Source organism: Pseudomonas sp. PSPC2-3 (assembly GCF_049898265.1).
Classification (GTDB): Bacteria; Pseudomonadota; Gammaproteobacteria; order Pseudomonadales; family Pseudomonadaceae; genus Aquipseudomonas; species Aquipseudomonas veronii.
Genome location: NZ_JAFCXJ010000008.1, coordinates 145,869 through 163,068, shown reverse-complemented (window position 1 = coordinate 163,068; position 17,200 = coordinate 145,869). Strand labels below are relative to the sequence as shown.

Annotated in this window: 20 protein-coding genes; 10 read left to right on the top strand and 10 right to left on the bottom strand. The window is 60.9% G+C overall.

What is annotated here, in order from left to right; translation table 11 throughout:
- Window positions 1-3 precede the first annotated feature (3 nt).
- The 9 genes from ACP7E3_RS19370 to ACP7E3_RS19330 all read left to right on the top strand — a co-directional run bounded on the left by ACP7E3_RS19370 (window position 4) and on the right by ACP7E3_RS19330 (window position 8,161).
- Window positions 4-474 carry a YchJ family protein gene (locus ACP7E3_RS19370; RefSeq protein WP_017844777.1) on the top strand — a complete coding sequence of 157 codons (471 nt, stop codon included), beginning with the start codon at window positions 4-6 and terminating at the stop codon, window positions 472-474.
- Between the two features lie 21 nt (window positions 475-495).
- The gene (locus ACP7E3_RS19365) at window positions 496-978 is read left to right on the top strand and encodes an LEA type 2 family protein (RefSeq protein ID WP_046384449.1); all 483 of its coding nucleotides are present in this window, start codon (window positions 496-498) and stop codon (window positions 976-978) included.
- Window positions 975-1,175, top strand: a complete 201-nt coding sequence (locus ACP7E3_RS19360) for an SEC-C metal-binding domain-containing protein (RefSeq protein WP_003189235.1) — start codon at window positions 975-977, stop codon at window positions 1,173-1,175. The genes ACP7E3_RS19365 and ACP7E3_RS19360 overlap by 4 nt, the downstream gene beginning before the upstream one ends.
- A 102-nt stretch (window positions 1,176-1,277) precedes the next feature.
- A complete protein-coding gene (locus tag ACP7E3_RS19355) occupies window positions 1,278-3,719 on the top strand; it encodes a penicillin acylase family protein (RefSeq protein WP_426124096.1) in 2,442 nt (813 codons plus the stop codon).
- Window positions 3,720-3,982: 263 nt separating this feature from the next.
- Window positions 3,983-4,762 (top strand): transporter substrate-binding domain-containing protein, encoded by a 780-nt coding sequence (locus tag ACP7E3_RS19350; RefSeq protein WP_046384451.1) that lies wholly within the window; start codon window positions 3,983-3,985, stop codon window positions 4,760-4,762.
- A gap of 57 nt (window positions 4,763-4,819) precedes the next feature.
- The gene (locus tag ACP7E3_RS19345; RefSeq protein ID WP_426124093.1) at window positions 4,820-5,548 is read left to right on the top strand and encodes an ABC transporter permease; all 729 of its coding nucleotides are present in this window, start codon (window positions 4,820-4,822) and stop codon (window positions 5,546-5,548) included.
- Entirely contained in the window at window positions 5,545-6,255 is a 711-nt protein-coding gene (locus ACP7E3_RS19340) for an ABC transporter permease (protein ID WP_426124091.1), read from the top strand. The genes ACP7E3_RS19345 and ACP7E3_RS19340 overlap by 4 nt, the downstream gene beginning before the upstream one ends.
- A 9-nt stretch (window positions 6,256-6,264) precedes the next feature.
- Window positions 6,265-7,383 carry a succinylglutamate desuccinylase/aspartoacylase family protein gene (locus ACP7E3_RS19335; RefSeq protein ID WP_169864453.1) on the top strand — a complete coding sequence of 373 codons (1,119 nt, stop codon included), beginning with the start codon at window positions 6,265-6,267 and terminating at the stop codon, window positions 7,381-7,383.
- A gap of 13 nt (window positions 7,384-7,396) precedes the next feature.
- A complete protein-coding gene (locus ACP7E3_RS19330; protein WP_010563548.1) occupies window positions 7,397-8,161 on the top strand; it encodes an ABC transporter ATP-binding protein in 765 nt (254 codons plus the stop codon).
- A 232-nt stretch (window positions 8,162-8,393) separates the two neighbouring features.
- Here ACP7E3_RS19330 and ACP7E3_RS19325 read toward each other — a convergent pair whose 3' ends face one another.
- Window positions 8,394-8,591: a hypothetical protein gene (locus ACP7E3_RS19325; RefSeq protein ID WP_046490227.1), complete on the bottom strand. Its 198-nt coding sequence runs from the start codon at window positions 8,589-8,591 to the stop codon at window positions 8,394-8,396.
- 107 nt (window positions 8,592-8,698) lie between these two features.
- Complete coding sequence (dcd, locus tag ACP7E3_RS19320) at window positions 8,699-9,265, bottom strand: dCTP deaminase (RefSeq protein ID WP_017844768.1); 567 nt, start codon at window positions 9,263-9,265, stop codon at window positions 8,699-8,701.
- A gap of 399 nt (window positions 9,266-9,664) precedes the next feature.
- On the opposite strand from dcd, the gene ACP7E3_RS19315 reads away from it, so the two are divergent.
- A complete protein-coding gene (locus ACP7E3_RS19315; protein ID WP_002554837.1) occupies window positions 9,665-9,874 on the top strand; it encodes a cold-shock protein in 210 nt (69 codons plus the stop codon).
- A 190-nt stretch (window positions 9,875-10,064) separates the two neighbouring features.
- On the opposite strand, the gene rpoS is transcribed toward ACP7E3_RS19315, so the two are convergent.
- The 8 genes from rpoS to ACP7E3_RS19275 all read right to left on the bottom strand — a co-directional run bounded on the left by rpoS (window position 10,065) and on the right by ACP7E3_RS19275 (window position 17,184).
- Entirely contained in the window at window positions 10,065-11,069 is a 1,005-nt protein-coding gene (rpoS, locus tag ACP7E3_RS19310; protein ID WP_017844767.1) for an RNA polymerase sigma factor RpoS, read from the bottom strand.
- 105 nt (window positions 11,070-11,174) lie between these two features.
- Window positions 11,175-12,011: a peptidoglycan DD-metalloendopeptidase family protein gene (locus ACP7E3_RS19305; RefSeq protein WP_082643844.1), complete on the bottom strand. Its 837-nt coding sequence runs from the start codon at window positions 12,009-12,011 to the stop codon at window positions 11,175-11,177.
- A gap of 209 nt (window positions 12,012-12,220) precedes the next feature.
- Entirely contained in the window at window positions 12,221-12,856 is a 636-nt protein-coding gene (locus tag ACP7E3_RS19300) for a protein-L-isoaspartate(D-aspartate) O-methyltransferase (RefSeq protein WP_169850588.1), read from the bottom strand.
- Window positions 12,857-12,897: 41 nt separating this feature from the next.
- Window positions 12,898-13,647: a 5'/3'-nucleotidase SurE gene (surE, locus tag ACP7E3_RS19295; RefSeq protein ID WP_017844765.1), complete on the bottom strand. Its 750-nt coding sequence runs from the start codon at window positions 13,645-13,647 to the stop codon at window positions 12,898-12,900.
- Window positions 13,635-14,693, bottom strand: coding sequence for a tRNA pseudouridine(13) synthase TruD (truD, locus tag ACP7E3_RS19290; RefSeq protein ID WP_046384456.1), 1,059 nt, complete (start codon window positions 14,691-14,693; stop codon window positions 13,635-13,637). Before truD ends, surE begins: the two co-directional genes overlap by 13 nt.
- A complete protein-coding gene (ispF, locus tag ACP7E3_RS19285; RefSeq protein ID WP_017844763.1) occupies window positions 14,690-15,163 on the bottom strand; it encodes a 2-C-methyl-D-erythritol 2,4-cyclodiphosphate synthase in 474 nt (157 codons plus the stop codon). The genes truD and ispF overlap by 4 nt, the downstream gene beginning before the upstream one ends.
- 54 nt (window positions 15,164-15,217) lie before the next feature.
- Window positions 15,218-16,063 (bottom strand): S-formylglutathione hydrolase, encoded by an 846-nt coding sequence (gene fghA, locus ACP7E3_RS19280; protein ID WP_017844762.1) that lies wholly within the window; start codon window positions 16,061-16,063, stop codon window positions 15,218-15,220.
- Between the two features lie 8 nt (window positions 16,064-16,071).
- Window positions 16,072-17,184, bottom strand: coding sequence for an S-(hydroxymethyl)glutathione dehydrogenase/class III alcohol dehydrogenase (locus tag ACP7E3_RS19275; RefSeq protein ID WP_057004721.1), 1,113 nt, complete (start codon window positions 17,182-17,184; stop codon window positions 16,072-16,074).
- Window positions 17,185-17,200 lie beyond the last annotated feature (16 nt).

Here is a 17,200-nt window from a genome sequence, read left to right as displayed (position 1 = left end):
CCGATGAGTACATCCATTTGCCCCTGTGGCAGCGGCAACCTGCTGGACGCGTGCTGCGGCCATTATCACGCCGGCCACCCGGCGCCGTGCGCCACCGCGCTGATGCGCTCGCGCTACAGCGCCTACGTACTGGGCCTGGTGGACTACCTGGTGGCTACCACGTTGCCTGCGCAGCAGGCCGGCCTGGACCGTGATGCCATCGCCACCTGGAGCGCCCAGAGCACCTGGCTCGGCCTGGAAGTGGAAAGCTCCGAGGTGTTCGGCGGCCAGCCGGAACATGCGTTCGTGACGTTTACCGCGCGCTGGCATGACAGCACCGGCGAACACAGCCACCGCGAACAGTCCTCTTTCGTACAGAATGAGGGACACTGGTACTTCATCGACCCCACCGTGGAAGTGAAGGCCGGACGCAATGATGCATGCGTCTGCGGGAGTGGGCAGAAGTTCAAGAAGTGTTGCTCCAGCTACCTCTAACCACCTCACAGGGATCGCGCCATGCTCCGCACTTACAGCTTGTTGCTGGCGTTGACCCTTGGCTTGAGTGGCTGCGCCTCATGGTTCGAGGACGATGCCCCACCGCCCCACGTCGCCCTGGTGAAGGTCGAAGTGGTGCGGGCCAAGTTGCTCGAACAGAAGTTCAAGCTGTATTTCCGCGTGGATAACCGCGACGACGCCGACCTCACGGTGCGCGGCCTGATCTACAAGGTCACCCTGGGTCGCTTGCTGCTGACCGAAGGCGAATCCAACGAATGGCTCACCGTGCCGCCGCGTGGCCACGCCTTTTTCAAGATCTCGGTACGCACCAACCTCTGGCCGCAGATCCGTGACGTCGTGCAGATGCTGAAAAACCCCGACCGGCCCGTGCCTTATCGGCTGGAAGGCGAGCTGAAAACCGGATTATTCATCGGTAATGACGTGCGCGTGGACCACAATGGCGAGATAATCCCCGGCGATTTTATTCCGGAGCGACATCGATGACTCAGCAACCCCATGTCCATGGTCCTGACTGCAACCACGATCACGATCACCATGATCACGACCACGGCCATGTCCACGGCCCGAACTGCGGCCACGCTCACCAGGAGCCGGTGCGCAACGCCCTGAAAGACGTTGGCCGCAACGATCCATGCCCGTGCGGCAGCGAGAAGAAATTCAAGAAGTGCCACGGCGCTTGAAACCTGGCTACTGAAAATAAGCTTTAGCTCCTGCTTGCGTCGTTTCACCGCGCTCACTAACGTAGCGCCTTTACTGACGCTACCCCCCGCAGGAGCTTTGCCATGGCCTCGCCAGCCCTTTCACATTTTCTTCCCCGGTTCGGCGTTGCCGCGGCAGTGGCCAGTGCATTAAACCTGGCCGGTTGCCAGCTCCAGAGCACCCAGGACACCCTGCCACCCGTTACCGGCGTCCAGCCGATCAAGGGCCTCGCGCAGAATGTTTCGATACGCCGCAATGCCCAGGGCATGCCGCTGATTGAAAGCAATACCTTCCACGACGCGCTGTTCAGCCTCGGCTATGTGCATGCCAGCGACCGCATCACGCAGATGGTCACGTTGCGCCTGCTGGCCCAGGGCCGTCTGGCGGAAATGTCCGGCCCCGAGGTGCTGGATGTCGACCGTTTCATGCGCGCGGTCAACCTGAAAAAAAGCGCCGGCGAGCTCTACAACGCCTCGTCGCCGCGCCTCAAGCGCTTCTTTGAAGTGTATGCCCGCGGCGTCAACGCCTACCTGTTCCGCTACCGCGACAAGCTGCCGCCGGACCTGGCCCAGACCGGCTACAAACCCGAGTACTGGAAGCCGGAAGATTCGGCGCTGTTGTTCTGCCTGTTGAATTTCAGCGAGTCGGCCAACCTGCAGGAAGAATTGTCATCGCTGGTGCTCGCGCAAAAGGTCGGTGTCGACAAACTCGCCTGGCTCACCCCAAGCGCGCCGGACGAGCCGATCCCCCTGGCCGAAGCCGACAAGCTCAAGGGCGTGAACCTGAGCCAGATCACCGGCCTGGCCGGGCTGGACACGGTCAGCCAGCAACTGAGCAGCCTCAACTCACTGGCGGTGACCACTTCGAGCAACTGGGCCATCGGCCCGCAACGCAGCCGCAGCGGCAAGAGCCTGCTGGCCAATGACCTCGCCGCCCAGCCGCAAGCCCCGTCGCCATGGAACTACGTGCAGATCCGCGCACCGAAATACCAGGCCGTCGGCGCCTCGATCGCCGGCCTGCCGACCCTGTTGTCCGGCTTCAACGGCAAAGTGGCGTGGAGCATGAGCACGGTCAAGGGCGACACCCAGGACCTGTTCCTGGAAAAGGTCAAACGCCAGGGCAGCGCGCTGTACTACGAGAACAACGGTAAATGGCTACCGGCCGCTGTGCGCAACGAGACCTTTTTCATCAAAGGCCAACGCTCGATTCGTGAGGTGGTGTACGAAACCCGCCACGGCGCCCTGCTCAACAGCAGCCAGGCGCTGACCAGCGGGCTGGGCCTGGCCCTGCAAACGGCGGACTTCAAGGACGACAAGAGCCTTGATGCGTTCTTCGACCTGTCCCGCGCGCAAAACGCCGCCAAGGCCTCGGATGCGACCCGGGAAATCCGCGCCATTGCCTTGAACATGGTGTTCGCCGACGCCAGCAACATCGGCTGGCAGGTTACCGGGCGCTTCCCCAACCGCCGCGAAGGCGAAGGCCTGCTGCCCTCGCCGGGCTGGGATGCGCGCTTCGACTGGGACGGTTACGCCGACGCGATGCTGCACCCTTATGACCAGGACCCGGCCCAAGGCTGGATCGGCACCGCCAACCAACGTACCGCGCCGCGCGGTTATGGCATGCAACTGTCCAACTCCTGGGACGCTCCGGAGCGCAGCGAGCGCCTGGCGCAATTGGCCAATGCCGGCAAGCATGACAGCCGCAGCATGATCGCCATGCAATACGACCAGACCACCACGTTCGCCGCCAAGCTCAAGAACATGTTCCAGGCGCCGGGCATGGCGCAGCCGCTGAAACAGGCGATCGCTGCGCTGCCCGCGGCCGAACAGGCCAAGGCCCGTGAAGCGCTGAATCGTCTGATGGCGTTTGACGGCCGCCTGACGCCGACGTCCGCCGACGCAGCGATGTATGAGCTGTTCCTGCAGGAAAGCAGCAAACAGATCTTCCTCGACGAACTCGGCCCGCAAAACAGCGCCAGCTGGAAAGCCTTTGTCAGCAACGCGAGCCTGTCCTACGCCGCCCAGGCCGACCACCTGCTGGGCCGTGAAGACAGCCCGTTCTGGGACGATGTCCGCACCGCGCAGAAAGAAGACAAACCGACGATCCTCGCCCGCAGCCTGGCCGCTGCGATCACTGCCGGCGACAGCCAACTGGGTACCGATCACAAGGCCTGGCAGTGGGGCAAACTGCACAGCACCACCTGGAAGAACCGCAATGGCCAGGTGATCCGCGGCCCGCTGGCCAGCGGCGGCGACCACAACACCCTGAACCCGGCGCCGTACAACTGGGGGGAGAGTTTCGACACCACCCAAGTGCCGGCACTGCGCATGATTGTCGACTTCGGCCAGGCAGAACCGATGACGGGCCAGGGCGGTATCGGCCAGTCCGGCAACCCGGTCAGCCCGAACTATGCCAATGGCATCGATCCGTCGCTCAAGGCGCAATACCTGAGCTTCCCGATGCAGCCGCAGAACTTTGACAAGGTGTATGGGAAAGCCAGGCTGACCCTCACGCCCGGCAAATAACCGTACCAACAGGTGGGAGCAGGCTTGCCTGCTCCCACATTTTTTAATCTGCGCTCGATCCAAAATAGTGCAGCCTATTTTTCATGCCCATTTTCGGGCACCTCCTATACTCATAGCTCCCTCTTCCCACCTTTTAAAACGATCATTCGGAGCTGCATTCGGAACTATGGTGCAGAAATTGCTACTTGTGATCCGTCTGACACCGTTCAGTAACAGTCCTAAACGCGCCACAAGCGCTTATCTTGGTTTCCAGGGATTACATAATGAAAAAAGCATTGCTGACCCTTTCTGCACTGGCTCTGTGCATGGCCGCTGGTTCCGCCTTGGCCAAGGAATACAAGGAATTGCGTTTTGGTGTCGATCCGTCCTACGCGCCGTTCGAGTCCAAAGCCGCTGACGGCAGCCTGGTGGGCTTCGACATCGACCTGGGCAATGCGATCTGCGCTGAGCTGAAGGTCAAGTGCAAGTGGGTCGAAAGCGACTTCGACGGCATGATTCCAGGCCTCAAAGCCAACAAATTCGACGGTGTGATTTCGTCCATGACCGTCACCGAAGCCCGCATGAAGGCCATCGACTTCTCCAACGAGCTGTTCTCCGGCCCGACTTCGCTGGTATTCAAGAAGGGCGCCGGCTACTCCACGCCTGAGTCGCTCAAGGGCAAAACCGTGGGCTACGAGCAAGGCACCATCCAGGAAGCCTATGCCAAGGCCGTATTGGATAAAGCCGGTGTAACCACCAAGGCCTACGCCAACCAGGACCAGGTCTACGCTGACCTGACCTCCGGCCGTCTCGACGCCTCCGTGCAGGACATGCTGCAAGCCGAACTGGGCTTCCTGAAGTCGCCGGCCGGTGCCGGTTACGAAGTCAGCGCGGCCATCGACGACCCATTGCTGCCGTCGAAAACCGCGGTCGGTATCAAAAAAGGTAACACTGAGCTGAAGGCCCTTTTGGATAAAGGTATCAAAGCGTTACACGATGATGGCACCTACGCCAGCATCCAGAAGAAACACTTTGGCGATCTGAACCTGTACAGCGGCAAATAATGCCTGGGGCGCCCCTTCCCGCGAGGGGCGCTGTTTTATCGCCATAGGTCCTGATTTATGTTCGAAGAACTGTTGCAAACCCTCGGGCTGAGCGCGTTCAGTTTGAAGGGTTTCGGCCCGCTGTTGCTGCAAGGCACCTGGATGACCCTCAAGTTGTCGGTGCTGTCCCTGGCCGTCAGCGTGTTGCTGGGCCTGCTCGGCGCCAGCGCCAAACTGTCCAGCCTGCCGCTCCTACGCATTCCCGCCCAGCTCTACACCACGTTGATTCGTGGCGTGCCCGACCTGGTGCTGATGCTGCTGATTTTCTACAGCCTGCAAACCTGGCTGACCGGTCTTACCGACTTCATGGAATGGGACTACATCGAAATCGACCCATTCAGCGCCGGGGTGATCACCCTGGGCTTTATTTACGGTGCGTACTTCACCGAAACCTTTCGCGGCGCGATCCTCGCGGTGCCCCGTGGTCAATTGGAAGCCGCCACGGCTTACGGCCTCAAGCGCGGGCAGCGGTTTCGCTACGTGACCTTCCCGCAAATGATGCGCTTTGCCCTGCCGGGCATCGGCAACAACTGGATGGTAATGCTCAAGGCCACCGCACTGGTGTCGATCATCGGCCTCGCGGATCTGGTCAAGGCCGCGCAGGACGCCGGCAAGAGCACCTATCAGCTGTTTTACTTCCTGGTGATCGCCGCACTGATCTACCTGCTGATCACCAGTGCGTCCAACTTTGTCCTGCGCCGTCTTGAACGTCGCTATTCGGCAGGCTCGCGGGAGGCCGTGCGATGATCGAACTCTTGCAGGAATACTGGCGCCCATTCCTTTACAGCGACGGCCAGCACATCACCGGCCTGGCCATGACCATGTGGTTGCTCAGCGCCTCGCTGGTGATCGGCTTCCTGGTGTCGATTCCGCTGTCCATCGCCCGGGTGTCGCGCAATCCCTTGGTGCGCTGGCCGGTGCAGTTCTACACCTACCTGTTTCGCGGCACGCCGCTCTATATCCAATTGCTGATCTGTTACACCGGCATCTACAGCATCGCCGCCGTGCGCGCCCAACCGGTGCTGGATGCGTTCTTTCGCGATGCGATGAACTGCACGGTCCTGGCCTTTGCCCTCAACACCTGCGCCTACACCACGGAGATTTTCGCCGGGGCGATCCGCAGCATGGCCCACGGCGAAGTCGAAGCGGCCAAAGCCTACGGCCTCAGCGGCTGGAAGCTGTACGCCTATGTCATCACGCCGTCGGCCCTGCGCCGTTCATTGCCGTACTACAGCAACGAAGTGATTTTGATGCTGCACTCGACGACAGTGGCGTTTACCGCGACGATCCCGGACATTCTCAAAGTGGCCCGGGACGCCAACTCGGCCACGTTCCTCACCTTTCAATCGTTCGGCATCGCTGCGCTGATCTACCTGACCGTGACCTTTGCCCTGGTCGGTCTGTTTCGTCTGGCGGAGCGCCGCTGGCTGGCCTTCCTCGGGCCGAGCCACTAAGGAGCCTTCATGCGTCATCAGGTTCATGAACTGATCGCGCCCGTGCCTGGCACGGCACGGCAGATTCACAGTTTCCACTTCGGCCCGGAGCTGGCCGAACGCAAGGTCTACATCCAGTCGTCACTGCATGCCGATGAATTGCCGGGCATGCTGGTGGCCTGGCACCTCAAGGCGCGCCTGGCGCAACTGGTCGCCGCCGGGCGCTTGCGCAGCGAGATAGTGCTGGTGCCGATCGCCAACCCGGCGGGCCTCGAACAAGTGTTGATGGACATCCCGCTGGGCCGCTATGAGCTGGAAAGCGGGCAGAACTTCAATCGCCTGTTTGTCGACCTCAGTGAAGAGGTGGGCGATCGGGTCGAGGATGTGCTCGGGGATGATCCCCAGCGCAACGTCGAATTGATCCGCACGGCACTCTCCACCGCGCTGGCCGCACAAACCGCCGCGACGCAGTTGCAGTCCCAGCGCCTGGTGCTGCAACGCCTGGCTTGCGATGCCGACATGGTGCTCGACCTGCATTGCGATTTCGAAGCCGTGGCGCACCTGTACACCACGCCCGAGGCCTGGCCGCAGGTGGAGCCGTTGGCGCGCTATATCGGCTCGGAGGCCAACTTGCTGGCCACCGATTCCGGCGGGCAATCTTTCGATGAGTGCTTCAGCCTGGTGTGGTGGCAATTGCAGCAACGCTTCGGAGAACGCTTCCCGATCCCCATGGGCAGCTTTTCGGTGACCGTCGAGCTGCGCGGCCAGGGTGACGTCAACCACGGCCTGGCCGGCCTCGACTGCCAGGCGATCATCGACTACCTGATTCACTTCGGCGCGATTGCCGGCGACGTGGCACCGCTGCCCGCCCTGCCCTACCCGGCCACCCCGCTGGCGGGAGTCGAACCGGTGGCGACGCCGGTCGGCGGCCTGCTGGTGTTCAGCGCCTTGCCCGGCGAGTACCTCGAAGCCGGGCAACTGATCGCCGAAATCATCGACCCCATTACTGACCGCGTAACGCCTGTGCATTGTCAAAACGCCGGCCTGCTTTACGCCCGTTCGCTACGGCGCATGGCCACTGCGGGGATGGTCATCGGCCATGTCGCAGGCTCAGAGGCCTACCGCAGCGGCTACCTACTTTCGCCTTGAGGATGCACGCCCCATGTACAAACTGACCGTTGAAGGCCTGCATAAAAGCTATGGCGACAATGAAGTGCTCAAAGGCGTCTCGCTCAAGGCCAAGACCGGTGACGTGATCAGCCTGATCGGCGCCAGCGGCTCGGGTAAGAGCACCTTCCTGCGCTGCATCAACTTTCTGGAAACCCCCAACGACGGCGCGATGACCCTGGATGACAAGCCGATCCGCATGGTCAGCGACCGCCACGGCATGCGCGTGGCCGACGATGCCGAGCTGCAGCGCCTGCGCACACGCCTGGCGATGGTGTTCCAGCACTTCAACCTGTGGAGCCACATGAGCGTGCTGGAAAACATCACCATGGCCCCGCGCCGGGTGCTGGGCTGCAGTAAGAAAGACGCCGAAGACCGTGCCCGTCGCTACCTGGACAAAGTCGGACTGCCGGCCCGCGTGGCCGATCAATACCCGGCATTTCTCTCCGGCGGCCAGCAGCAACGCGTGGCCATCGCCCGCGCCCTGGCGATGGAACCGGAAGTGATGCTGTTCGACGAACCCACCTCGGCCCTCGACCCGGAGCTGGTGGGCGAAGTGCTGAAGGTGATCCAGGGCCTGGCCGAGGAAGGTCGCACCATGATCATGGTGACCCACGAGATGAGCTTTGCGCGCAAGGTGTCGAGCCAGGTGCTGTTCCTGCACAAGGGCCTGGTGGAAGAGCAAGGCACGCCGGAGGATGTGCTGGGCAACCCGAAAAGTGAGCGCCTGCAACAGTTCCTGAGTGGCAATCTGAAGTAAGCCTTCGCTGATCTTCCCACACGCCCCAGCGCCGCCTAAGCGCTCTGAGAGCCCGCCCAGCCGGCCCATGCGCTTGAGCGCGGCAATCCACGATAAGCGCGCAGGCAGCCCGCTGCCCGCGTTTTGGGGCTTTGCTGGGGATACTGAGTGCAACACGGCAGATATTTGTGATCGGCCGCCAGGAGAGATGGTCAGCCCGCGGAAGGACTGACCACATTCCAATCTGCAGGCATCAGGCCATCGGCGCGGGTGGCGGCTCGTCCGGAAGGGTCGGTTCGCCAGGTTCGGTAGGCTCAGGGGAATCCGGGTCAGGTTGACCGGGGAGACCACCCGCATAGGCAGGGTCGGCCATCAGGGACCACGCCATCACGCCAATCTGGTTGGGTTCAAGCCGGGCGAGTTCGGCGCTGATTCGCGGGTCGAGCTTCATAAGGTACTCCTCAAGCGTGGCTCGGCGCGCATTGCACGCACCGAAGCAGTACACCCAATAGAGTCACTTTCCGCAGACTAATTCCCTTTACGCGTAGGAGCTTTCGATCAAGCGCGTGGCAAGGTGACGCCGCGCTGGCCCTGGTACTTGCCAGCACGGTCCTTATAGGACACTTCACAGGCCTCATCGGACTGCAGGAACAGCATCTGCGCCACGCCTTCGTTGGCGTAGATCTTCGCTGGCAGGGTGGTGGTGTTGGAGAATTCCAGGGTGACGTGACCTTCCCACTCAGGCTCAAGTGGCGTCACGTTGACGATGATGCCGCAGCGCGCGTAAGTGCTTTTACCCAGGCAGATGGTCAGCACGTCGCGGGGAATACGGAAGAACTCCACGGTGCGCGCCAGGGCGAAGGAGTTGGGCGGGATGATGCACACGTCGCTCTTGACGTCGACGAAGCTCTTTTCGTCGAAGTTCTTCGGATCGACGATCGCCGAGTTGATATTGGTGAACACCTTGAACTCATCGGCACAACGCACGTCGTAGCCGTAGCTGGAAACACCATACGAAATCACGCGATCGGCGTCGTCACCACGGATCTGGCGCTCAACGAACGGTTCGATCATGCCGTGCTCTTGCGCCATGCGGCGAATCCACTTGTCCGATTTGATGCTCATGGCGGGTGTCCTGATAGCGAGGTGGAAAAATTCTGTTGGGCATCTTACCGGGGCAGGCGTTGGGGTTCAAAGGGCGTGGGGCTTTTGTTGACGAATGTGTTGATCAATGCCCGCCTTGTACAAGCCGCGTCCATTGGGGCCGGGACCAGAATCGGCGTGCACGACGGACGTAAATACCACCGCCAGTCACGAAATTAGAGAAACCTTCGGAAATACCATTGGCACGTTCCGGAAAAAGGGTTAAGGTGGCGCCACTGTGCTGCTTGTGTCACTGAGAATCTCTACACGATATGTTGAATTTCGATCCAACCATCTCCAAGAATTTTTCCTGCTCTTTGCACTCAGTCTCGGCCAGGGCTTTTCCTGAGTCGCAGTTAACTTTGTCCAAGGAGATACACCATGTCTAATCGCCAAACTGGTACCGTTAAGTGGTTCAACGATGAAAAAGGCTTCGGCTTCATCACTCCACAATCCGGTGACGACCTGTTCGTTCACTTCAAAGCTATCCAATCCGACGGCTTCAAAAGCCTGAAAGAAGGCCAACAGGTTTCTTTCATCGCTACCCGCGGTCAGAAAGGCATGCAAGCTGAAGAAGTTCAAGTTATCTAACTTGTACTGACTCAGTCGAAAGAACCCCGCCCTTAAAAGCGGGGTTTTTTTATGCCTGGGATTTGGGCATGCATGAGCGCAAAAAATATGGGAGGGGGCTTACTCCCGATGGCAGTGGGTCAGTCAATACATCCAGTGACTGATCCACTGCCATCGGGAGCAAGCCCCCTCCCACATTCAGACTGCGTCGTTACTGAAACAACGACTCGCTCGACAAGCCGTTCTTCTCCAGGATCTCACGCAAGCGCTTGAGCCCTTCTACCTGGATCTGCCGCACCCGCTCACGGGTCAAGCCGATCTCCAGGCCTACATCCTCCAGGGTGCTGCTCTCATGACCGCGCAGGCCGAAGCGGCGAATCACCACCTCGCGCTGCTTGTCCGTAAGCTCCGACAACCACTGGTCAATGCTTTGGGAAAGATCATCGTCCTGCAACAGCTCGCAAGGGTCTGTCGGGCGATCATCCGTCAGGGTGTCCAGCAGGGTTTTGTCCGAATCCGGGCCCAGCGAGACGTCGACCGAAGACACGCGCTCGTTAAGACCGAGCATGCGCTTGACCTCGCCCACCGGTTTTTCCAGCAGGTTGGCGATTTCTTCGGGAGAGGGTTCATGATCGAGTTTTTGTGTCAGCTCACGCGCCGCCCGCAGGTAGACGTTGAGCTCCTTGACCACATGGATCGGCAACCGGATCGTGCGGGTTTGATTCATGATCGCCCGTTCGATGGTCTGACGAATCCACCAGGTGGCATAGGTCGAGAAGCGGAAGCCGCGTTCGGGGTCGAACTTCTCCACCGCCCGGATCAAGCCCAGGTTGCCCTCCTCGATCAGGTCCAACAGGGACAGCCCGCGATTGACGTAGCGTCGGGCGATTTTCACCACCAGGCGCAGGTTGCTTTCAATCATGCGCTTGCGCCCAGCCGGATCACCCTTTTGCGACAAGCGCGCAAAATGGACTTCTTCTTCGGGAGTCAGCAGAGGGGAAAAGCCGATTTCATTGAGGTACAGCTGGGTCGCATCGAGCGCCCGCGTGTAGTCAATGTACTTATGTTGCTTTAACGCAGTGGAGTTCTTGGATTTGGTGCGAACTGAAGGTACAGCCATTCCCTCATTCGACATCGATTCCATAGCGATGCCGGTCTCCGTAAGGAGAACCTCATCGTCGATGTCAAACTCCGGCGCTTCTTTACTGAGAGCCATTGTTATAGTCCTTTGGTGAGTTCGACCTCAAGCTCAAGCGACGCCTTTATCCTTGGCAACGCTGGAGCCTGTTCCTTCTACGTGAGGGAACAGGCTGGCAACACATCAACGACGGGGTAGGAATTGCAGAGGATCTACAGGTTTCCCTTGGCGGCGAATCTCAAAGTGCAGTTTCACCCGGTCTGTACCAGTTGACCCCATTTCGGCAATTGTCTGTCCGACTTTGACCTGCTGCCCCTCCCGAACCAACAGCCTACGGTTGTGGCCGTAAGCACTGACGTAGGTATCGCTGTGTTTGATGATGACCAGCTCGCCGTAGCCCCGCAAACCACTCCCGGCGTACACCACTGTCCCATCAGATGCAGCTAAAACAGGCTGTCCCAAATCCCCGGCGATATCAATGCCTTTATTCAAACTACCGTTTGAAGAGAATTTTCCAATCAATACGCCGTTCGACGGCCATCCCCAGCCGGTCGGCGCAGGCCCCGCAGGCGGCAGCGGCGCGGCTGCCGGTTTGCTCGCAACCGCAGGCGCGGCGCTGCCTGCAGGCCGCGTGATGATCGTGGTTTTGCTCGAGGACGAGGGCGAAGATGTGGTGTTTGTCACCACTGATGTCGGTGTTGAACCGGTGCGTCCATCGAAGCGAATCGTCTGACCCGGATGTATCGTGTAGGGCACCGGAATATTGTTGCGCGCGGCGAGCGCCTTGTAGTCCCAGCCATAGCGGAAGGCAATCGAAAACAGCGTATCGCCCTTGCGCACCACATACTGCCCCGTGGTTACGGTCGGCTTCTGCGGCGCGGCATTCGTGCGATCAACCACCCTCGCGCCCCCGGAAGGCGCGCTCGAACAAGCCGCCAATAAGGAACTCAAGACAAGGCCAAGCACCAGTCGCTGAAAGCTTGTTTTACTCATACGCTGCGCAAGACCTGTGAGACTCACCCGCCGCTCCCTTTGTGGTGGCTGAACATGAATGCCTGTATCAGGCTTGAAATATGTCGTAAGTATAACTGGGCATTGGCTTTTTACTGGCACACGACTGAAACGAAAGATTCATCGCGTTTAAAACCAACGACCGATCATGTTGACTCTATAGACCCCGCCGTAAGACACATCGCCGCCAACAGAATTCACTGCTCGCGAATAAATGATCAGGCCAGCGGGCCATTGAGCAACGGCACGAAACGCACGGCGCCGAGCACATGCCGGGAAAAGCCTTCGTCTTCACGGATAATGAGCATCAATTGTTGCACTTCGCCGGAACCCACCGGGATCACCAGCCGACCGCCGGGGGCCAGTTGATCGAGCAACGCCTGCGGTACATCGGTGGCGACCGCGGTGACGATGATGCCGTTATACGGCGCCAGCGCCGGCCAGCCTTCCCAGCCATCGCCCCAGCGGAACACCACGTTGCGCAGGTTCAGTTCCACCAGGCGTTCCTTGGCGCGATCCTGCAGCACCTTGATGCGCTCCACCGAGAACACGCGCTCCACCAACTGCGACAGCACGGCAGTCTGGTAGCCGGAACCGGTGCCGATCTCCAGCACCTTGTCCAACGGGCCCGCCGCCAGCAGCAGCTCGCTCATGCGCGCAACCATATACGGTTGGGAAATGGTCTGGTTATGCCCGATCGGCAACGCCGTGTCTTCATAGGCGCGATGGGCCAGGGCCTCATCGACAAACAGGTGCCGGGGCGTGCGCCGGATCACTTCCAGTACCTGGGCGTTGGACAGGCCTTCTTCGTACAGGCGCTGGATCAGACGCTCGCGGGTGCGCTGGGAGGTCATCCCGATGCCGCGACGCAACAGGTCGTCTTGTTCACGAGCCATCAGCGCAAGTCCTCCAGCCAGCCATCGAGACTACTGAAGGCATCACTGAAGGTGCGATCGAGCTGCAACGGGGTAATCGATACATAGCCTTGCATCACCGCATGAAAGTCAGTGCCCGGCCCACCGTCTTCGGCATCGCCCGCAGCGGCGATCCAATAACCTTCCTTGCCACGCGGGTCGACCACCTTCAACGGCGCCGCTGCGCGGGCGCGATGGCCCAGGCGCGTGAGCTGGATACCGCGAATATGCTCGAGGGGCAAGTTGGGGATATTGACGTTAAGCACCGTCCGGGGCGGCAGATCGAGGGAACCGTGGGCCTCCACCAGCTTGCGCGCGAAATGCGCGGCCGTCGGCAGGTTGTCCAATTGACGCGAGGTCAACGAAAAGGCAAACGAGGTCCGCCCCAGGAAACGCCCTTCCAGGGCCGCCGCCACCGTGCCGGAATACAGCACGTCATCCCCCAGGTTGGCGCCGAGGTTGATGCCCGACACCACCAGGTCCGGCTCCTGATCCAACAAACTGTTGATCGCCAGGTGTACGCAGTCGGTGGGGGTGCCGTTCACGCTGATATAGCCATTGGCCAGAACGTGCACGTGCAGCGGACGGTCGAGCGTCAGCGAACTGCTGGCGCCGCTCTTGTCCTGGTCGGGGGCAACCACCACGCACTCGGCGTAATCCGCCAGCGCAGCATGAAGCGCGGCGAGGCCGGGTGCGGTGGCACCGTCGTCATTTGATATCAGAATACGCATGGGCTGTCCGTCTGCCCCACCGGCACCAGATCAACAAGCTCGCGCACCAAGACAGTGGCGAAGCATCCGGCCGGCAGGACGAATTCCAATTGCAGAATGTCAGGCCCGGGATAATGCCACGTCAACCCGCCAATGGGCAGTCGCAGAATGCGACGTTCCTGGCTCATGCCGGCATTCACCAGCCAATCGCGCAGGTCGGCCTCACTGGCGGCAACCGCCTGCTCCAGCGCCTGGGTTGCACCGCTGGCTGGCGAATCGCCTTCGCCCCACTGCGGTCCGGTGGGGTGCAGATCGAGGATCGCCAGGCGCGGGTCGCTGCATTCAGCCTCCCCCGCCGGGAAAAAACTGCGGCTGTCGGTGAAGGCCAGCAGATCGCCGACCTGCGCACGCTGCCAGGAACCGTCCGCGACACGGGCCGCCAACACTTTGTTGAAGAGGTAACTGCGCGCCGTCGACAGCAACCGCGAACGCACGTTGCGCTGCTCCGGCAAGGCCTTGCGGGCCGCCCACTCACGCGCATCCACCACATTGCCGCCGTTGTGGCCAAAGCGCTGGGTGCCGAAATAATTGGGAATGCCGTGCTGGGCGATCAGTTGCAAGCGCGCATCGATGGCCGCGTGATCCCCCGCCAGTTGCGTCAGGCGCAAGGTAAAACCGTTGGCCGAATGAGCACCGCGTTGCAGCTTGCGCTTGTGGCGGCCGGTCTTGAGGATCTTGAGGGTGTCGTTTTCCGCGCCACTCAGGTCCGGATCGGCCTTGCCCGGCAGTTGCACACTGAACCACTGGCGGGTCAACGCCTGGCGATCCTTGAGCCCGGCATAGCTGACGGTGCGCAACGGCACGCCGGCGGCCTTGGCGATCCGGCGCGCGGCTTCTTCGGTGTTGAGGCCACGCTTTTCCACCCACAGCCACAGGTGCTCACCCTCACCGCTCAGCGGGATATCGAGCACTTCGTCGACCTGGAAATCTTCCGCGGTAGCCTTCAGCACGGCGCTGCCCAAGGCCTCGCCATAGGCCCGTGGGCCCAGCAGTTGCAAGTCGTTCATGCGCGCAGCAACAAAGCGACGGAATGTACCGCGATGCCCTCTTCACGACCGGTAAACCCGAGCTTTTCGGTGGTGGTGGCTTTCACGTTCACTTGATCCAATTCAATGTGCAGATCCGCCGCGATCAACGCGCGCATCGACTCGATGTGGGGGGCCATTTTCGGCGCCTGGGCCACGATGGTGTTATCGACGTTGCCGACCTTCCAGCCTTTGGCGTGGATCAGGCCGACCACATGGCGCAGCAATACCCGGCTGTCCGCGCCCTTGAAGGTCGGGTCGGTGTCCGGAAAGTGCTTGCCGATATCGCCGAGCGCCGCGGCGCCGAGCAAGGCGTCGCTCAACGCGTGCAGCAGGACATCGCCGTCGGAATGAGCCAGCAACCCATGGTGGTGCGCGATCCGCACGCCGCCCAGGGTGATGAAATCGCCTTCAGCGAAACGGTGCACATCGTAGCCGTGGCCAATACGCATAAAAAAACGCCCCGATTTAATTCAGGGCGTGATTCTACCTACTTTTGTCGCATATTAACCGAGCAAAGCACGGCCATGATGTCGCAAATGATCTTCGATGAAGCTGGCGATAAAGAAGTAGCTGTGGTCGTAGCCCGGTTGCAGGCGCAGTTCGAGCGGATGGTTGGCCGCTTTCGCCGCTTGCTGCAGGGCTTCGGGCTTGAGCTGCACCGCGAGGAAGTCGTCGCGGTCGCCCTGGTCCACCAGCAACGGCAGCTTTTCCGCGGCTTCGCTGATCAGCACGCAAGCGTCCCACTCGCGCCACTTCGAGCGCTCTTCGCCCAGGTAACGGGAGAAGGCTTTCTGGCCCCATGGGCAATCCATCGGGTTGTTGATCGGCGAAAACGCCGACACCGATAGGTAACGCCCGGGGTTGCGCAATGCACATACCAGCGCACCGTGGCCGCCCATGGAGTGGCCGCTGATACCGCGCTTCTGCGAAGCCGGGAAATGCGCCTCAACCAACGCCGGCAATTCCTGCACCACGTAGTCATGCATCCGATAGTGCTTGGCCCAGGGTTCCTGGGTGGCATTCAGATAGAAACCGGCCCCCAGGCCGAAATCCCAGGCGTTGTCCGGATCGCCCGGCACCCCAGGACCACGCGGGCTGGTGTCCGGCGCAACAATGATCAGCCCCAGTTCGGCCGCCATGCGCTGGGCGCCGGCTTTCTGCATGAAGTTTTCATCGGTGCAGGTCAACCCGGACAGCCAGTACACCACTGGCAGCTTGCCGCCCTGCTCCGCTTGCGGCGGCAGGTAGACGGCGAAGGTCATGTCGCAACCGAGCACCTCGGAATGATGCTTGTAGCGTTTATGCCAGCCGCCGAAGCTCTTCTGGCACGACAGGTTTTCCAGACTCATGGCCGACCTCAGAAGTGAATGACGGTACGAATGCTCTTGCCTTCATGCATCAGATCAAACGCTTTGTTGATGTCTTCCAGGCCCATGGTGTGGGTGATGAAGGTGTCCAACGGGATCTCGCCGTTCTGGGCCATTTCCACGTAGCTGGGCAGCTCGCTGCGACCACGCACGCCGCCAAAGGCCGAACCGCGCCAGACGCGGCCGGTCACCAGCTGGAATGGACGGGTGGAAATTTCCTGGCCGGCACCGGCAACGCCGATGATCACCGATTCGCCCCAGCCTTTGTGGCAGCACTCGAGGGCGGCGCGCATCAGTTGCACGTTGCCGATGCACTCGAAGGAAAAGTCCACGCCGCCGTCAGTCAAATCGACAATCACGTCCTGGATCGGGCGATCGTAGTCTTTCGGGTTGATGCAGTCGGTGGCGCCCAGTTGCTTGGCGATTTCGAACTTGGCCGGGTTGATGTCGATGGCGATGATGCGACCGGCCTTGGCTTTTACCGCGCCGATTACCGCCGACAGGCCGATACCGCCCAAGCCGAAGATGGCGACGGTATCGCCGGGCTTGACCTTGGCGGTGTTGATCACCGCACCGATACCGGTGGTGACGCCACAGCCGAGCAGGCAGACTTTTTCCAGCGGCGCGTCTTTAGGAATTTTCGCCACGGAAATTTCCGGCAGCACGGTGTACTCGGAAAAGGTCGAGGTGCCCATGTAGTGGAAAATCGGCTGACCCTTGTAGGAGAAACGCGTGGTGCCATCGGGCATCAGGCCTTTGCCCTGGGTGGCACGAATCGCCTGGCACAGGTTGGTCTTGCCCGACAGGCAGAATTTGCACTTGCCGCACTCCGGGGTGTAGAGCGGGATCACATGGTCGCCGACCGCAACCGAGGTCACGCCCTCGCCGATCGCCTCAACCACCGCACCGCCTTCATGGCCGAGAATCGACGGGAAGATGCCTTCCGGGTCGGCGCCCGACAACGTGTAGGCGTCGGTATGGCACACGCCGGACGCAACCACGCGCAACAGCACTTCGCCGGCCTTGGGCATGGCGACATCCACTTCTACGATCTCGAGGGGCTTCTTGGCTTCGAAGGCTACGGCGGCGCGGGACTTGATCATCCGGGTTTCTCCTGGG

What these genes read in the sequence shown, in the direction of transcription:
- ACP7E3_RS19355 (WP_426124096.1), top strand. Translation starts at nt 1,278, where the DNA reads ATGGCCTCGCCAGCCCTTTCACATTTTCTTCCCCGGTTCGGCGTTGCC.
- ACP7E3_RS19340 (WP_426124091.1), top strand. Translation starts at nt 5,545, where the DNA reads ATGATCGAACTCTTGCAGGAATACTGGCGCCCATTCCTTTACAGCGAC.
- ACP7E3_RS19365 (WP_046384449.1), top strand. Translation starts at nt 496, where the DNA reads ATGCTCCGCACTTACAGCTTGTTGCTGGCGTTGACCCTTGGCTTGAGT.
- ACP7E3_RS19350 (WP_046384451.1), top strand. Translation starts at nt 3,983, where the DNA reads ATGAAAAAAGCATTGCTGACCCTTTCTGCACTGGCTCTGTGCATGGCC.
- ACP7E3_RS19275 (WP_057004721.1), bottom strand. Translation starts at nt 17,184, where the DNA reads ATGATCAAGTCCCGCGCCGCCGTAGCCTTCGAAGCCAAGAAGCCCCTC.
- ispF (WP_017844763.1), bottom strand. Translation starts at nt 15,163, where the DNA reads ATGCGTATTGGCCACGGCTACGATGTGCACCGTTTCGCTGAAGGCGAT.
- ACP7E3_RS19315 (WP_002554837.1), top strand. Translation starts at nt 9,665, where the DNA reads ATGTCTAATCGCCAAACTGGTACCGTTAAGTGGTTCAACGATGAAAAA.
- ACP7E3_RS19300 (WP_169850588.1), bottom strand. Translation starts at nt 12,856, where the DNA reads ATGACCTCCCAGCGCACCCGCGAGCGTCTGATCCAGCGCCTGTACGAA.
- rpoS (WP_017844767.1), bottom strand. Translation starts at nt 11,069, where the DNA reads ATGGCTCTCAGTAAAGAAGCGCCGGAGTTTGACATCGACGATGAGGTT.
- ACP7E3_RS19335 (WP_169864453.1), top strand. Translation starts at nt 6,265, where the DNA reads ATGCGTCATCAGGTTCATGAACTGATCGCGCCCGTGCCTGGCACGGCA.
- ACP7E3_RS19345 (WP_426124093.1), top strand. Translation starts at nt 4,820, where the DNA reads ATGTTCGAAGAACTGTTGCAAACCCTCGGGCTGAGCGCGTTCAGTTTG.
- ACP7E3_RS19330 (WP_010563548.1), top strand. Translation starts at nt 7,397, where the DNA reads ATGTACAAACTGACCGTTGAAGGCCTGCATAAAAGCTATGGCGACAAT.
- truD (WP_046384456.1), bottom strand. Translation starts at nt 14,693, where the DNA reads ATGAACGACTTGCAACTGCTGGGCCCACGGGCCTATGGCGAGGCCTTG.
- dcd (WP_017844768.1), bottom strand. Translation starts at nt 9,265, where the DNA reads ATGAGCATCAAATCGGACAAGTGGATTCGCCGCATGGCGCAAGAGCAC.
- ACP7E3_RS19325 (WP_046490227.1), bottom strand. Translation starts at nt 8,591, where the DNA reads ATGAAGCTCGACCCGCGAATCAGCGCCGAACTCGCCCGGCTTGAACCC.
- surE (WP_017844765.1), bottom strand. Translation starts at nt 13,647, where the DNA reads ATGCGTATTCTGATATCAAATGACGACGGTGCCACCGCACCCGGCCTC.
- fghA (WP_017844762.1), bottom strand. Translation starts at nt 16,063, where the DNA reads ATGAGTCTGGAAAACCTGTCGTGCCAGAAGAGCTTCGGCGGCTGGCAT.
- ACP7E3_RS19370 (WP_017844777.1), top strand. Translation starts at nt 4, where the DNA reads ATGAGTACATCCATTTGCCCCTGTGGCAGCGGCAACCTGCTGGACGCG.
- ACP7E3_RS19360 (WP_003189235.1), top strand. Translation starts at nt 975, where the DNA reads ATGACTCAGCAACCCCATGTCCATGGTCCTGACTGCAACCACGATCAC.